This window comes from Arthrospira sp. PCC 9901, from assembly GCF_059013425.1.
The window spans coordinates 1,423,673-1,440,077 of the sequence record NZ_CP102296.1 but is presented as its reverse complement, the minus strand read 5'-3'; the positions used below and the strand labels follow the sequence as shown (position 1 = coordinate 1,440,077).

The window sequence follows — 16,405 nt, the reverse complement described above, 5'->3', positions numbered from 1 at the left end:
AGCCAAATGCTATACTATCTGCCATCACCTGCGATGAGAAACTACTGACTATGACCATCGCCCCATCATCCGAACTGGGAATTACTACCCTTCCCGACCATACTCAACTCCCCGACTCCGATGGCACTTTCGTGAAAAACTTTCAGGAGCATCCCCAAAGTATCTTATTGACTGATTCCATTCTATCAACACTAGATAGTCTACACCCAGACCAGCAATATGCCATAGGTCAAGATTCTGGCATCTATTGGCGATTAACAGAACCCCTAGAACGGGGGGCGGAATCTCCAGACTGGTTTTATGTTCCCAACGTTCCCCCAACTCTTGATGGTAGGGTGAGACGTTCCTATGTATTATGGCAGGAATATATCCCCCCTTTAATTGCCATAGAATTTGTGTCGGGAGATGGTTCAGAAGAACGCGATCGCACTCCCTTATATCAAATTTCTGGAGAACGTCAAAAACCCGGTAAATTTTGGGTATATGAACAAATCATCCGCCCCCCTTTCTATGCTATCTATGAGGTACACAAAGCCAGTGTAGAAGTCTATCACCTAATGGAAAATCACTATGAGTTAGTGGCCGCGAATGAAAGAGGTCACTATCCCATTCACCCCATGGGTGTAGAATTAGGCATTTGGCTCGGACAGTATGGCAACCTAGAATTGCCTTGGCTGCGCTGGTGGGATAGCCAGGGTAATTTGTTATTAACCGGGGATGAACGAGCTAGAATTGAACGCCAGCGGGCGGAAAATGAACATCAACGGGCGGAAAATGAACGTCAACGGGCGGAAAATGAACGTCAACGGGCAGAAAATGAACGTCAACGGGCGGAACAAGCCGAACTAGAGTTACAGCAGGAACGCCAACGGGCCGAAGCTGACCGCCAACGGGCGGAAAGACTAGCGGAGTTTTTGCGCGCCCAGGGAATTAACCCGGAGGAACTTTAAATAAATAGAGGCGATCGCACCTACCTATTTTGGGGAGGGCGATCGCTCTCGAAAATCCTACCCAAATGCTATACTGTCTGCCATAACCTGCGATGAGAAACTACTGACTCTGACCATCGCCCAATTAGATAATAGTAGCCAAAAGTTTGGAGTCCGTATGAAGCAGAGATAGCTTCTATGAATCACGTCCTGGTTAGGCAAATCGGTGGAAAAGGTATTTTGATTGATGATGGGGCTAACTAGACCCTATTATTGGATAGTGTCATGAAAACATACCATTAGAAACTAAAACCTAGGAAACTAAAACCATGATTCAGGACTTTGGGATTATCATTGCTTGTTGTTTTAAGGACTACCACTTTGCGGCAGGATGTTGTGCTAGTATTCGCTACTTTTTGGGGGATGTTCCTATCTGTTTAATCGTTGATGGTGATTTTAATACAACCAGCTTAGAAAGCACTTACGGTGTTAAGATTATTAATCAAAAGACGGTCAAGCATCCGTTTCTCAAGGAAAATAGTTTTGGTTGGGGCTTGACTAAAATGATTGCCTTTTGGGAAAGTCCTTGGCAGAATTTTCTGTTTTTAGATGCGGATACAATAGTCTGGGGGAATGTGCTAGATTTTGGGGGTCTTCAACATTATGACATGATTATTGATCATAATTTGGAGGATTGGAAGGCTGAAGATATTTCGCGTTTATTCTTTGACTTGGAGGGGATGAAAAAGCACTTCCCTGATTTTAATTATCAAGATCGACCCTATTTTGTTACCGGGGTATTTTGGGGCAAGAGGGGGATTTTTGGCTTGAATGAATATGCGGAACTGTTGGAGTTTAAGAATCAATACCCTGATGTTTTTAAATATGGCGAACAAGGGTTATTAAATTTCATGATTTTTCGGGCATTAGATGAGGGAAAAATTAATGTAAAAACTGCGCCAATGCAGGTTTTGATGTGGAACTATTCCCAAGAAGAAATGCGTCAACGTTTCCCCATTGAGGACGGGAAAATTCGGAATCGCGATTGGCACAAAGAGGCTTGTATTATTCATTGGGCGGGAATCAAACCATTCCTGGTTAATGATGTTTATTCAGACCCGATGACTTTTATGCAGCAGAAGTTTTATGAAGACTCTAAATGCCTAATTTATGGCAATGTTAAGATTAATTTGCTGCTGGAAGATTTGTGGCGATATCGACCCACCCGAAAATTTATTAAAAAACTGTTTTTGTATTTGATCCAATCCCCCAGTAGTCTATTTTCTAACACCTAAACTGTGGGTCAAAATCGAGGCTGACAGGTAAAATTGTCTGATGATAAATTTGGTATTTGCCAGTTCATTAACCAGATTTAAAGAAAATTTATAATTTGTATATTCAGGGTTTAATTACTGTCCTCATTTTGTCGGGTATTGCTATAAGTGTCGATTAGCATTTGAATTTGGGTTAAAGCATGATTAACTCCCTCTTCTCCGGTGGGAGAAAGACGATCGCCTAAATCAAAGTTCTCGCCGGGGACTGCTACTAGCCAGGCTTGGGGTGTGTATTCATAGAGAGTTTTGGCTAAGGAAAGAAGCGATCGCGGATTGATAGAATGACCCAAGTTAACCACTGTTTCTGAGTCATCAGGTGTCAGGGGTGAAACTTCCAGGACTTCCCCAGTAATACTAGCATCGACGAAAATGGCATAGTCAAAATGGGTTAATTCTTCGGCTATTTCCGGGGTTAATTGGTGAACTGAACGCGATCGCACATTAGGTTTTTCCCACTCTTCTACCAACCTGGCTACTTCCTGTCCAATGCCATCATCACCCCTTAACTGATTACCATAGCCAATAATTAAGAAATACTTGACATTTTCCATGGTATATGTTAGTCGTATAGTTAGTCGTAATTATCTGTTAAGAGTATCTGATGGTAAGACCATAGTCAGATAATTTAACAATATTCTACGGTAACTTCTTTCTGTTTTTGTTTGAGTAAGTTTACCAAATCTTCAATTAAACTGCGTCGAATCGAGATATTTTTAGGAAGGAGAGGATTTTGGTAAAACTCATTAATCTGTTGACCAACCAAAAGGAAAATAGAATCAGCCTCTAAAATTTCTCGCGCCAGAAGTACCGCACCATTTTGGTCAGAAGGAAGTCGGGTGATATCACAATTACACTGTCGGAGAACTGCTGTAGCTTTAGAAATAGTCAAAATTCCCTCAGTGACCAAATCAATTTCGGTTAATTTACCGATAGGGGGTAAATCTTTTCGCATGGTGGAAATATCCATTTCGACAGTTTCCCCCATATAATTAGCCACCAGATTTCCGGTAGTACCCCCACAGATAACTTTACGACCTTTAAAACTTAACAAACGTTCAGCATATAACTCATCCTTGGTAATATCTAAAGGAGGTCCGGTAAAAATCATAACCGGGTTACGTTTGCGGACATAAATACCAACAAAAGTAGCATCATCTCCGATTTTATCTCGATAAAGCGATCGCGTTTCCGCCATCACCTGTTCAATAATGCTACGGGAGTTAGTCGCTTGAGTCATAAACACTTTTTCCATGTATTTAGCGATATTATCCCACCCCCAACCAAAATTCATGGTATCCCCTAAACCAGCATAAAGAACACCATCACTAATAGCGCCCAGAAAGTCTCCCCTTTCTAGCTGTCCTTCCGAGGAAAGTATTTTTTTGCCGAGGATTTTTTCAGTCTTAGTGTCTAGTTTAATTACCCGTCCTTTGTTAAAATAAAAGACGGGGGGGTTATCAAAATTAATCACCTTAAACTGATTGGTTTGGTGGTCAATTTGAATAATGGTAAATGTGGCGTATGCAATTTGGCGAACTTGACAAATTGGCAGAGTTCCAATCACAGTTTTGATGACTTCCTCTAGGGGAACATCAGCATTTAACATAGTGATTAAAATTTCTGTAGTCAGGGTAGCTAGGATATTAGCTTTTACCCCACTTCCCAAACCATCAGAGAGGACGATGGTGCTTTTAGTTTCAGTTTTGGTAAACTTAACCTGGTCTCCACAGAGTTCCTCGCCTTTTTTATTAAGGCTGCGATCGCAAATATCAAAAAAGTTATCTTGACCCATAAGCCGACTCAACTACTTGGTTTGGTAAACAAAAATATGCTATTGGTTAATCATTTGGATAATTTTGAGAAGACTAACCTTAGTTTCGGCGGTAGTTTCTCCGAGTAGTCCAGCAATTTCTTGGGCAACCTTCATTTGATTGTCAACCACTTCGTTCACTTTTTTAACTGTTTGTTCCCGGATATCATTAATTTCCTTTTTCCTTTGCATTTCCGAGGTAATATCAGTCATAATGCAGGCGATGATATTTTCATCTTTAATCGGGAAAATCACCTCTTTTAAATACAGATGATGATTTTCATATTCCACCTCTATCCCCTGCATCATTTGGTTTTTTTCCCAAACTTTTTTAAATCGGTCTACATTCCCCAACAAATTAAAAGCGGGAGTCCCAATAATCTCGGCAGCCTCGACTTTAAAAAAGTTACAAAATGCCGGATTCACAACTTTAATATTCATGGAGACATCCACGGCAATTAAACCGTTAGGATCATATTCCCAAAGCAGTCGCCATAAATGGGGATTTTCATTATTTTCTAGCATTATGAATTCAATGGTAAATTACTATTTTGAATTATCGGCAAAATTTCACCGACAAATTTTTCTTCGATATTTTTAGGGCTGATATTAATAAAGTGTTGGTCTTGGTATTTCATGACAATACCGGAACTACAGGTCTCCAAGCAAAACGAACCTTTAAGTTCAATGCGGTTTTCTAGTTTATATTCTGCGATTAATTCCTGAAGTTTTGGTAACACTTCATAAACGCCCATTTGGTGACAAGCAGACCCCATACACAGGTATAAGTTTTGTTTTGCCATATCGATTAGTAAGGAAAGGAAGTGAACAAGAGATAGTCCGCAAGCAAATAGTCTGGGGTGGGGGGGGGAGGGGAGGCAACCTGCGGCGGTTGCCTCTGTGTTTAATCGTAGTTAATTACGATAAACCTCATCAACAATTGTGCCATCAGGTTTAAGTAACTCAATATGTAGTGGCATTTGACCAACAGCATGAGTTGAACAACTTAAACAAGGGTCAAAACAGCGAATTCCAGCTTCAACTCGGTTTAACAAGCCTTCTGGGATTTCATTACCATGGATATAATGCTTGGCAATTTGGGTAACAGTTTTATTCATTGCCAAGTTATTTTGTCCGGTGGCAATAATCAAGTTCACCTTTTCAATTAAGCCATTTTCATTGACTTTATAATGGTGAAATAGAGTACCGCGAGGGGCTTCACTAACTCCCACCCCTTCCAAGTTGTTAATTCCGGCATCAGCGCGAACGCGGGGGGAGGTAATATCAGGGTCTTCTACCAAAGCCTCGATCGCTTCAATACAAGCTAGAATTTCCACGAGACGGGCGTAATGGTAGAAGAAGGAAGAAGTAGCAACCCGACCACCAGAGCGATCGCGAAATTCCCGCAATTCCCGATCAGCATCGGTAGTTCCAATTTGATCACAGACATTCAGCCGCGCCAAAGGTCCTACCCGATAAATACCATCAGGATATCCGAGAGGTTTATAATAGGGGAATTTGAGATAAGACCAATTTTCCACAGCCTCACCCAAATAGTCTTGGTAATTATCCTCACTCAAACCATCAGCGACAATATTACCGTCACTATCGATAAAGCGCAGATGTCCGCCATAGTGTTCCCAATTACCATTAGGGGCGACTAACCCCATAAATAGAGAGGGGAATTTCCCAAATATATCGACCTCAGAAGCCAAGTCACTATCGAGGAGACGCTTTAATAGATTTAAGGCTAATTCGGTAGTTTGGCGCGCTTCTGGGAGGCGGTCTTTTATCCATTCCAAACCGTCTTGGGAAAGAGGCGATCGCACTCCTCCAGGAACCGCCCAAGCCGCGTGAATTTTCCGTGCGCCCAATAGTTCAATCACGGTCTGACCAAACTGGCGCAGACGAATACCCGCCCTAGCCAAATCTGGATCAGCGGCAATTAATCCGAATACATTTCTTTTGGCGGGGTCACTATCCCAACCCAACAGAAAATCGGGGCTACTGAGGTGGAAAAAACTCAAAGCATGGGACTGAGTTAACTGGGCTAAATTCATCATCCGCCGCAATTTTTCCCCGGCTGGTGGCACTTTTACCGCCAGAATTTTATCCCCCGTTTTAGCGGCTGCTAAGAGGTGACTCACCGGACAAATCCCGCAAATACGGGCAGTAATTCCGGCCATTTCAAACATGGGTCGTCCTTCGCAGAACTTTTCAAAACCCCGAAATTCTACCACATGAAATCGGGCATCTTCCACCTCTCCCGCATCATCCAAATATATGGAAATTTTCGCATGACCCTCAATGCGGGTCACTGGATCAATAACAACTGTCTTAGCCATAGTATAAAATCACCTCTCCAGGGAATCAACAATTAATAATTAACCAGATAATTGCGGGCTAACCATTAATTTTCTAGTCAGTCAACAACAGGGAAACCTTAGCCAAACTTAATCATTTCTCGCCCTTCCATTTTCGGCATTTTCCCTTCCACCAAAGGCGCGAGGGTAGCCTTAATGCGATCGGCGCTAGGGGGACATCCCGGCATAAAAATATCAACATCGACGACTTCATGCACTGGAGTCACACGTTCCAGCAATTCAGGAACAATACCGGGTTCTCTGGGAAGTTGTGGGGTAAAATCCCCTAGTTCCAAATAGCAGCGTTTGAGTACATGATCGGTGCTACCCAACATATTCCGCATGGCGGGAACATTAGCAGTTACGGCACAATCTCCAAAAGAAATCAAGAGTTTGGTGCGCGATCGCACTTCTTTAATTAGTTCCAGGTTATCTTCGTTAGCGATACCACCCTCGACCAAACAAACATCAACATTTTCGGGATATTCTTTCAGGTCACAACCTACCGGGGAGTAAACCACTTCGACTTTTTCCGATAGTTCAATCAGCCATTCATCCAGGTCTAAAAAAGACATATGGCAACCGGAACATCCTGCTAACCAAACCGTAGCAAATCTTATCTTTTCCATTCGTGTTTCTCCCGTGCATTAACTAAGAATTCTAATTTAGCGCGATCGCGAGTCATTTCGGCGACCGTCGCACCTTTACGGAAAATGGAACCCGTCGGACAAGCATCAACACATTTACCGCAGGAAGTACAGGCATCGACAGCCCCCCAAGGTTGATTAAGTCCTGTAATCATTTTAGCAGCCGGGCCGCGAAAAGCCACATCCCAAACATGAGCGCCTTCAATTTCATCACAGACTCTTTGACAGCGAGTACAGAGAATACAGCGGTTGTGATCAATGCCAAATTGAGGGTGAGAGATATCAACTTCTCGCTGTGGGAAACGGTAGGTAAAGCGGCTATGATCCATACCTACTTCAACGGCGACATCTTGCAATTCGCAGTTTTCATTAGCCACACAAACTGCACAAACATGGTTGCCTTCTGCAAATAGCATTTCCACAACCATTTTGCGATATTCTTTAATCTGGGGGCTATTAGTGCAAACTTCCATCCCTTCCGCAACGGTAGTTACACAGGAGGGCAAAAGTTTATTAATTCCGGCAATTTCCACCAGACATAAGCGACAAGCGCCCACATCAGAAATACCATCCAAATGGCAGAGGGTTGGTATTCTCACCCCCGCCTCTTTAGCGGCTTCTAAGACGCTCGATCCTTCTTCGATCGCCACATCAATGCCATCAATTTTTAAGGTGACAACGGACATAGTTTCTCCTTTCATTAAGGGAACATCTTACCGGGAGTCGGGAATATACAATATTCCCGATTTTCCCAGTTATTTCTAATTCAAACAAGCAGCTAAATCAGCTTCGGGAGTTGTAATAGCCTGTAGGTTGTATTTAGCCGAGAGGATAGCGAAGACATTAGGGGAAATGAAAGCTGGTAAAGTCGGACCCAAACGGATATCTTTGATACCCAAATATAATAGTGTCAGGAGAACCGCCACAGCCTTCTGTTCATACCAAGACAAAATCATAGATAGGGGGAGTTCATTAACTCCGATATCAAAGGCTTGGGCGAGTCCTAGGGCGATTTGAATAGCGGAATAGGCATCATTGCACTGTCCGACATCCATCAGCCGAGGAATGTTACCAATTTCCCCCATTTCCTTATCAAAAAAGCGGAATTTTCCACAGGCGAGGGTTAACACCACACAATCGGACGGAACCTGATCGACAAACTCTGTATAATAATTGCGATCGGGTTTAGCGCCGTCACAACCTCCCACTAGGAAGAAATGGCGAATTTTGCCTTGTTTAACCGCATCAATCACCTGGTCGCTAACATTTAATACCGCATTACGGGCGAAGCCAGTTTTCACCTGACGGGGTGGTTCATCTTCTGCAAAGCCAGGTAAAGAGAGGGCTTTGTGGATAACAGCGCTAAAATCTGGGGTAAGATTTGCCCTATCTTCGAGATAGTTGATGTCAGGATATCCCACCGGACCGAGGGTAAATAATTTATCCTCATAGTGTTCGTGGGGAGGCATCAAACAGTTAGTGGTGATGACTATAGCACCGGGGAACTTAGCGAAATCCTTGGTTTGATTTTGCCAAGCTGTGCCATAGTGACCGTAGAGGTGGGGATATTTTTGTTTAAGGACTGGGTAGCCATGGGCGGGTAGTAACTCCCCGTGGGTGTAAACATTAATACCAGTATTGGCTGTTTGTTGGAGGATGGCTTCGAGTTGTTTAATGTCGTGACCAGAGACCAAAATAGCTTTTCCGGCTTTCGCATTCAGAGGAACAACGGTGGGGATAGGATGACCATAATGGTTAGTGTGTCCCGCGTCGAGAAGTTCCATAGCCAACAGGTTCATTTCCCCGACTTTCATGGCTAGATTAACCCAATCTTCTAAACTGAGGTTAGGTTCTTCCAAGGCGGCGAGGGCTTGGTGTGTGAAACTATAAAGGCGATCGTCTTCCTGACCAAGTTCCTGGGCGTGGAAACTGTAGGAAGCCAAGCCCTTCAGACCGTAGAGGACGGTAAGTTTGAGGGAGAAGATATCGATGTCTTGACTAGAGTCAGCAATAAAGTTACGGGAAACTTCCTCCCCCTGGGCTACTAAACTATCAGTCCAGTCTGGTTGATAGGTAGCAGCTACAGACCAACTGATGGGCCGATCGCTAATCTGTTGGATTTGGGTTTTGAGTTTTTCCCGTTGAGCGATCGCCTCACGAATATAATGGTAAAAGCGTTTACGGTTAAAGTTAACATTCGTCATAGTGGCGAACATCGACTCACAGGAAAACACATCTACAGCATGGGTATCAATGCCCAATTCCTTAGCCTTCAAAGCCACAGGCGCAATACCCCGCAGACAGTACATTAATAGGTCTTGAACCGCATTTACATCCGGTCCTTTACCACAAGCGCCCCACTGGTGGCAACCTTGACCGCTGGCAGTTTGTTCACATTGTTCGCAAAACATCAATCCCTTCTCCTAATTTAGCTTCCTAGTTTCCCGTTTAGCTTCCCGATGTGAAATATTAGTGAACCGCCACCTTACCGTTAGCAGTTTGAAGCAACTCCAAATACTCGCTCTCGAAATACTGCAAGGTACTGGTAACCGGGTTAGGGGCTGTCATTCCCAAGCCACATAAACTGGTAGCCTTCACCATGTCGCACAACTGTTTCAGTTTTTCCAAATCAGCGGAGGTAGCCTGTTTATTGAGTAACTTAGTAAGCAACTGGTACATTTGCACAGTACCCACACGGCAGGGGATACACTTACCACAGGTTTCACCCCGGCAAAATTCCATATAGAATTGAGCCACCTGCACCATGCTAGTGTTTTCATCCATCACCACCATGCCCCCAGATCCCATCATAGATCCCAATCTGGTGAGAGATTCATAATCTACCGGGGTATCAAGAAAATCAGCCGGGATACAACCGCCAGAGGGACCCCCTGTTTGCACGGCTTTAACTTGCAGACCGCCAGGAATACCGCCGCCCATCTCTTCGACAATTTCGCGTAGGGTAATACCCATCGGCACTTCAATCAGGCCGTTATTGCGGATTTTACCCGTCAGGGAGAAGATTTTAGTACCCTTGCTTTTCTCGGTACCAATTTGATTGTACCAGTCCGCCCCGTTGCGGATAATGGGGGCTATATTACCCAGGGTTTCCACGTTATTAATCAGGGTTGGGCAGTCCCACAACCCGGAAACGGCGGGATAGGGTGGACGAGGACGGGGGTTGCCGCGACCGCCGCCAATAGAAGCTATCAGGGCGGTTTCTTCGCCACAAACAAAAGCACCCGCACCAACCCGAATATCAATGTTGAAGTCTATGGAGGAACCAAAGATGCGGCTACCTAACATACTCTGACGTTTAGCCTGTTGAATGGCTTTCTGTAGCCTAGTGATCGCCAGGGGATATTCTGCGCGAACGTATATATAGCCTTGGGTCGCACCGACTGCATATCCAGCGATCGCCATTCCTTCTAGGATACGGTGAGGGTCACTTTCTAAGACACTACGATCCATAAACGCCCCAGGGTCGCCCTCGTCAGCGTTACAGATCACATATTTTTGTCCTGGGGGCATTTTAGCCACAGTCGCCCACTTTAGACCCGTGGGATAGCCAGCGCCTCCCCGTCCCCGTAATCCAGATTTAGTAATTTCTGTCACTACTTCTTCTGGAGTCAGGTCATAAATTGCATGATGTAAGGCTCTGTAGCCTCCCACCGCAATATATTCCCCGATTTTTTCCGGGTCAATTTTGCCGCTAAATTCCCGAACGATTTTTAATTGGCGACTAAAGAAGGGATGATCAGGATCTCCTTTAACTGGTTTGGCTTCCCCGCCTTTCAGCGCTTCGATAATAGATGGCGCATCTTCGGGGGTGACTTTTTCATAATGAATGCCGTTAGGTTCGACTTCCACCATCGGGCCGCGTCCGCAAAACCCCATACACCCCACACCCACTATTTGCACGTCAGCCTCAAGTCCTGACCCCTTCAGGGCATCTTCCATGGCTTTTTTGACTTCTAGGGACTCAGAGGCTTGACAGCCTGTAGATGTGCAGCAGTGGATACGGATACTTTTTTGATTGTTGCGTTCCTTTTCGGCTAGTTCGACTAATTCGGTCAATTCCATAATATTTTATATCTCCTCTCTCAATGGAGTTGGGGTTATGAAGTGGCATTTACTCGGCTGAACCCTGCCACTGTTCCAGTCGTGCTACGGCCATTTCTGGGGTTTGCTGACCCGCGACTTTCCCATCAAAGACTGCGGCCGGAGCAATACCACAGGCTCCGATACAGCGCGCGGTGACAATAGATATCTGGCCGTCGGGGGTGGTTTCCCCGGATTTGATTCCGGTTTTCTCTTCTAAGGCTGCTAGGACTTCTCCACTGCCTTTAACATAGCAGGCGGTTCCTAAACAGACGACGCAGGTATGAGCGCCACTGGGTTTTAGGGAAAATAGATGATAGAAGGTGGCGACTCCGTAAACTTGGCTCAGGGGAAGTTTCAGTTGTCGCGCAACGTATATTAATACGTCTTCTTCTAAGTAGCCAAATGCTTCCTGGGCTTTGTGCAGCACTTCGATTAAGGCATCCTGACTATATTGGCTGCGTTTCATGGTTATATCCAGTACCTTGAAACGTTTATCGCCACTGGGATGGTTTGACGCTGCTTTACTTTTGGCAGATTTTGGGGAGGTTTCTGTGGGAGATGGCATAGTAGTTTTACAGTAATTTCTACACAGTTTCAACCCTATTAAATATGATCAATGTTGATCCCCACAGGGTTGATGTTCTATTTTGATGACAATTCATCCTATTTTGGGGACATTTTTGGGACAAATCCCCAAAACAACTGTAGGGTTGTTTATCTCCAAATATTTCGTTAGTTGAACATTACAACATTCTGTTCTAAATGTTAAGTATAACGGCAAACCCCGGAAAAAAGTATTAAGATAATTAAAAGAATTTCTGCCTCTGCTGGTGGGTCTGCTAACAGTGGTTATACTTAGTTAGCCTGTCATCAAACTACCACAGAGCCTAGAGATAGCCTACAGGTTGCTCTTGTCAACCTAAATGAGAATTATTGTCATTCTAGGGATGAAATATATGTGTCTAGCAGTTCCGGGAAAACTCGTGAGTATATCGGGAGATGATCCTTTACTAAAAAAAGGGCGCGTCAGCTTTGGCGGGGTCATTAAAGAGGTGAGTCTGGCTTATGTTCCTGAAGCGCAAGTGGGTGATTATGTTTTGGTTCATGTGGGTTTTGCTCTGAGTCGGGTAGAACCAGAGGACGCTTTACAAACCTTAGCAGATTTACAACAGATGGTCAAATTGGGTTAAAAATTGTTAAGACCTGATTTATATTTCCAGCTTCCTATAAGATAATAAATAGGGTAAGGTAGGAGGCAGTCAAGTTCCCAAAAACCCTTAACAAAGATTTAAAGATTGTGATCTGACTCAGGGGAAAGGAACCTTTGAATCAGACAACCGGCGCAGAGGTATTGTTGTCAAAATCTAGGTAAATTATCGACCCAATTTTTTTTGTTGTTGAATGACAAAATTTAGCGCGATCGCTTGGTAAAGAGAACTGTCAAGGACATGGCCAAGATAAATAATGCGATCGCCTAAAATTAGCTCGTCAATGGTTGTCCGGTCACAGCCATTAAGGCGGTTAATTCCGCAGTTTTTTGAACCTGGGTTAAATCCCAAGTAAATGAGAGGATTTTCAAGTATGAATACCAGACAGTATGCCACCCTAGACGGGAACGAAGCGGTAGCCCGCGTGGCTTTTCGTCTCAATGAAGTTATTGCCATTTATCCCATCACTCCATCATCACCCATGGGAGAATGGGCGGATGCTTGGACATCGGAAGGACAACCCAACATTTGGGGAACGGTTCCCGCAGTAGTAGAAATGCAAAGTGAAGGAGGCGCGGCGGGGGCTGTCCATGGTTCCCTACAGGGAGGGTCATTAACCACGACATTTACAGCATCCCAGGGATTATTATTAATGATTCCGAACCTGTACAAAATCGCCGGGGAACTAACCTGTGCGGTCCTCCATGTCGCCGCCAGGTCCATCGCCGCCCAAGCCTTGTCTATTTTTGGCGATCACAGTGACGTAATGGCAGTGCGGGCTACTGGTTGCGGATTATTATGTTCAGCCTCAGTCCAGGAAGCCCATGATTTAGCCCTAGTCGCCCAAACAAGTACCCTAAAATCAAGGGTTCCATTTATCCACTTTTTTGATGGGTTCCGCACCTCCCACGAAGTGCAGAAAATCGAACTCTTGGAAGAGAGTGATCTGCGGGCGATGATAGATGATGAGGACGTGTATGCACACCGCGCCCGGGGACTAACACCCGATCGCCCGGCTTTACGAGGAACCGCCCAAAACCCCGATGTTTACTTCCAAGCGAGGGAAAGCGTCAACCCCTTCTATAACGCTTGTCCAGAAATCGTCCAGAAAGCCATGGACAAGTTTGGGGAACTGACGGGACGGCACTATAAACTATTTGAATATCATGGCGCACCGGATGCCGATCGCATCATTATATTAATGGGTTCCGGCTGTGAAACCGTCCACGAAACCGTAGATTATCTTGCCGCCCAGGGAGAAAAAGTCGGAGTGCTAAAAGTCCGTCTGTATCGACCCTGGGATGCTAACGCCTTTATTGGCGCTGTACCAAAAACCGCCAAAGCGATCGCAGTTTTAGACCGCACCAAAGAACCCGGCTCAAGTGGCGAACCCCTATATTTAGATGTCGTCACCGCCATTAGCGAAAGCTGGGAAGGACCCGCCCCCAAAATCGTAGGTGGTCGTTACGGGTTATCCTCCAAAGAATTCAACCCGGCTATGGTAAAAGCCGTTTTTGATAACCTCCAACTCGACAAACCCAAAAATCACTTTACCATCGGTATTAACGACGACCTCACCCACACCTCCCTACCCTTTGACCCGGAATTTTCCACCGAACCGGATAACGTCATCCGCGCCATGTTCTATGGTCTAGGGTCTGATGGTACTGTAGGGGCTAACAAAAACTCGATTAAAATTATCGGGGACGAAACCAATAACTACGCCCAGGGTTACTTCGTCTACGACTCCAAAAAATCCGGCGCTGTCACCGTATCTCACCTGCGTTTCGGTCCTAACTTAATCCGCTCCCCCTATTTAATCGAAAAATCCAACTTTATCGGCTGTCACCAGTGGAATTTCCTAGAAAAACTCAATGTAGTTGATGCAGCCACCAATGGGGCGACCTTCCTGCTGAATAGCCCCTACGGACCTGATGAAGTATGGAATTACCTACCCATTGAAATTCAAGAGCAAATTGTCCGCAAAAACCTCAAACTATATGTCATCGATGCTAATAAAGTAGCCCGTGACAGTGGAATGGGTAGCCGTATCAATACGGTGATGCAGGTCTGTTTCTTCGCTTTGGCGGGAGTTCTACCCAAGGATGAGGCGATCGCCAAAATTAAAAAAGCGATCGAAAAAACATACGGTAAAAAAGGTTCAGCCATTGTCCGCATGAACCTCCAAGCCGTAGACAATACCCTCGACAACCTCTTTGAGGTCAATATCGGCGAAGCCAATAGCCAGGTACGCATAGCGCCGCCAGTCCCCGCTAACGCCCCTGATTTTGTCCGGGAAGTGGAAGGGATGATGTTAGCGCGTAAAGGCGACCAACTCTCCGTCAGCCAACTACCCTGTGACGGAACCTATCCCACAGGTACATCAAAATGGGAGAAACGCAACGTCGCCCAAGAAATCCCCGTTTGGGATGCTGATGTCTGTGTGCAGTGTGGTAAATGTATCATGGTCTGTCCCCATGCGGTAATTCGTGGTAAAGCCTACGATGAAAGCGCCCTCAATGGTGCGCCGGAAACCTTTAAAACCACTGCTGTCCGCGATAAAGCCTTTGAAGGGCAAAAATTCACCATCCAAGTATCTCCAGAAGACTGTACTGGTTGCGGTGTCTGTGTTGATGTCTGTCCGGCGAAAAATAAATCCATGCCTTCCAAAAAGGCGATTAACATGGAGTCTCAGCCACCCATACGAGCCACGGAACGGGAAAACTGGGAATTTTTCCTCAACTTGCCTAACCCCGATCGCCGTAATTTGCGATCGGATATGATTAAACAACAACAATGGCAAGAACCCCTGTTTGAGTTCTCTGGTGCTTGTGCGGGTTGTGGCGAAACTCCCTATATCAAGTTAGCAACCCAACTATTTGGCGATCGTATGGTTGTCGCTAACGCCACTGGCTGTTCTTCTATCTATGGCGGTAACTTACCCACCACACCCTGGGCGCAAAATGCCGAGGGTCGCGGCCCTAGTTGGTCTAATAGCCTATTTGAAGATAACGCCGAATTTGGTCTAGGCTTCCGTCTGTCCATTGATAAACATACCGCCTTCGCCTGTGAATTGTTGCAGAAGTTAGGCGGTCTTGTTGGCGATGAACTGGTAGCCAAAATTACCAATAACCCCCAAAAATCCGAGGCTGATATTTGGGAACAACGGGAACTCGTCGCCCAGGTTAAGCAAAAATTGCAAGGGTCTGATGATACCAACGCCAAACAGTTACTCAGTTTGGCTGATTACCTCGTCAAAAAATCTGTCTGGATACTCGGCGGCGATGGTTGGGCTTATGATATCGGCTATGGCGGTTTAGATCATGTCATTGCTAGTGGTCGCAACGTCAATATCCTGGTGATGGATACTGAGGTCTACTCTAATACTGGTGGTCAGTCTTCTAAAGCTACTCCTCGCGGCGCGGTGGCTAAATTTGCTGCTGGTGGTAAGCCTTCACCTAAGAAAGACTTAGGCTTAATTGCTATGACCTACGGTAACGTTTATGTCGCTTCTGTGGCTATGGGGGCGCGCGATGAACACACCCTTAAAGTCTTCCTGGAAGCTGAAGCATATAACGGCCCTTCCTTGATTATTGCCTACAGTCACTGTATCGCCCACGGTATTAATATGACTACGGCTATGAGTCACCAAAAAGCAATTGTCGAAAGTGGTCGTTGGTTGCTTTATCGTTATCATCCTGACCTCAAAGCTGAAGGCAAAAATCCCCTGCTGTTGGATTCGCGATCGCCTAAAAAATCCATCGAACAATCCATGTATGCCGAAAACCGCTTTAAAATGCTCACCAAAACTAAGCCCGTTGATGCTAAACGCTTGCTGAAAGAAGCACAGAAAGACGTTGACACCCGTTGGCAAATGTATGAGTATCTGGCGGCGCGTCCCTTGGATCAAGAAGGCAATCAGCCCAATACAGACACCTCTGGTGACAAAGAGTGAACTTCGTAAACCCACTGTAGACAGAAACTCCTAGTCCGGTTCTCAATTATAGGGG

15 protein-coding genes are annotated in these 16,405 nt (G+C 45.2%); 4 read left to right on the top strand and 11 right to left on the bottom strand.

What is annotated here, in order from left to right:
* Positions 1–50: 50 nt before the first annotated feature.
* Complete coding sequence (locus NLZ44_RS06310; protein ID WP_493752213.1) at positions 51–950, top strand: Uma2 family endonuclease; 900 nt, start codon at positions 51–53, stop codon at positions 948–950.
* A 308-nt stretch (positions 951–1,258) separates the two neighbouring features.
* Entirely contained in the window at positions 1,259–2,224 is a 966-nt protein-coding gene (locus tag NLZ44_RS06305; RefSeq protein WP_493752212.1) for a glycosyltransferase family protein, read from the top strand.
* A 110-nt stretch (positions 2,225–2,334) separates the two neighbouring features.
* Here NLZ44_RS06305 and NLZ44_RS06300 read toward each other — a convergent pair whose 3' ends face one another.
* From NLZ44_RS06300 to hoxE, 10 genes are all read right to left on the bottom strand, one after another.
* Positions 2,335–2,814, bottom strand: coding sequence for a hydrogenase maturation protease (locus NLZ44_RS06300; protein WP_493752211.1), 480 nt, complete (start codon positions 2,812–2,814; stop codon positions 2,335–2,337).
* Between the two features lie 74 nt (positions 2,815–2,888).
* Entirely contained in the window at positions 2,889–4,055 is a 1,167-nt protein-coding gene (locus NLZ44_RS06295) for a SpoIIE family protein phosphatase (RefSeq protein ID WP_008053062.1), read from the bottom strand.
* 39 nt (positions 4,056–4,094) lie between these two features.
* Positions 4,095–4,598 (bottom strand): PAS domain S-box protein, encoded by a 504-nt coding sequence (locus NLZ44_RS06290; protein WP_493752210.1) that lies wholly within the window; start codon positions 4,596–4,598, stop codon positions 4,095–4,097.
* Complete coding sequence (locus tag NLZ44_RS06285; RefSeq protein ID WP_048895188.1) at positions 4,598–4,876, bottom strand: (2Fe-2S) ferredoxin domain-containing protein; 279 nt, start codon at positions 4,874–4,876, stop codon at positions 4,598–4,600. Before NLZ44_RS06285 ends, NLZ44_RS06290 begins: the two co-directional genes overlap by 1 nt.
* A 111-nt stretch (positions 4,877–4,987) precedes the next feature.
* Positions 4,988–6,418: a Ni/Fe hydrogenase subunit alpha gene (locus tag NLZ44_RS06280; protein ID WP_493752209.1), complete on the bottom strand. Its 1,431-nt coding sequence runs from the start codon at positions 6,416–6,418 to the stop codon at positions 4,988–4,990.
* A gap of 98 nt (positions 6,419–6,516) precedes the next feature.
* A complete protein-coding gene (locus NLZ44_RS06275; protein ID WP_006624082.1) occupies positions 6,517–7,065 on the bottom strand; it encodes an NADH-quinone oxidoreductase subunit B family protein in 549 nt (182 codons plus the stop codon).
* Positions 7,053–7,769 (bottom strand): bidirectional hydrogenase complex protein HoxU, encoded by a 717-nt coding sequence (gene hoxU / locus NLZ44_RS06270; protein ID WP_493752957.1) that lies wholly within the window; start codon positions 7,767–7,769, stop codon positions 7,053–7,055. Before hoxU ends, NLZ44_RS06275 begins: the two co-directional genes overlap by 13 nt.
* A gap of 75 nt (positions 7,770–7,844) precedes the next feature.
* The gene (hcp, locus tag NLZ44_RS06265) at positions 7,845–9,494 is read right to left on the bottom strand and encodes a hydroxylamine reductase (protein ID WP_493752208.1); all 1,650 of its coding nucleotides are present in this window, start codon (positions 9,492–9,494) and stop codon (positions 7,845–7,847) included.
* Between the two features lie 58 nt (positions 9,495–9,552).
* Complete coding sequence (locus NLZ44_RS06260; RefSeq protein ID WP_493752207.1) at positions 9,553–11,166, bottom strand: NADH-ubiquinone oxidoreductase-F iron-sulfur binding region domain-containing protein; 1,614 nt, start codon at positions 11,164–11,166, stop codon at positions 9,553–9,555.
* Positions 11,167–11,215: 49 nt separating this feature from the next.
* Positions 11,216–11,752: a bidirectional hydrogenase complex protein HoxE gene (gene hoxE, locus NLZ44_RS06255; RefSeq protein WP_006669194.1), complete on the bottom strand. Its 537-nt coding sequence runs from the start codon at positions 11,750–11,752 to the stop codon at positions 11,216–11,218.
* A gap of 358 nt (positions 11,753–12,110) precedes the next feature.
* On the opposite strand from hoxE, the gene NLZ44_RS06250 reads away from it, so the two are divergent.
* The gene (locus NLZ44_RS06250) at positions 12,111–12,377 is read left to right on the top strand and encodes a HypC/HybG/HupF family hydrogenase formation chaperone (protein WP_006669195.1); all 267 of its coding nucleotides are present in this window, start codon (positions 12,111–12,113) and stop codon (positions 12,375–12,377) included.
* Between the two features lie 183 nt (positions 12,378–12,560).
* Here NLZ44_RS06250 and NLZ44_RS06245 read toward each other — a convergent pair whose 3' ends face one another.
* Positions 12,561–12,746, bottom strand: coding sequence for a hypothetical protein (locus NLZ44_RS06245; protein WP_493752206.1), 186 nt, complete (start codon positions 12,744–12,746; stop codon positions 12,561–12,563).
* Between the two features lie 22 nt (positions 12,747–12,768).
* On the opposite strand from NLZ44_RS06245, the gene nifJ reads away from it, so the two are divergent.
* A complete protein-coding gene (gene nifJ / locus NLZ44_RS06240) occupies positions 12,769–16,350 on the top strand; it encodes a pyruvate:ferredoxin (flavodoxin) oxidoreductase (protein WP_493752205.1) in 3,582 nt (1,193 codons plus the stop codon).
* Positions 16,351–16,405 lie beyond the last annotated feature (55 nt).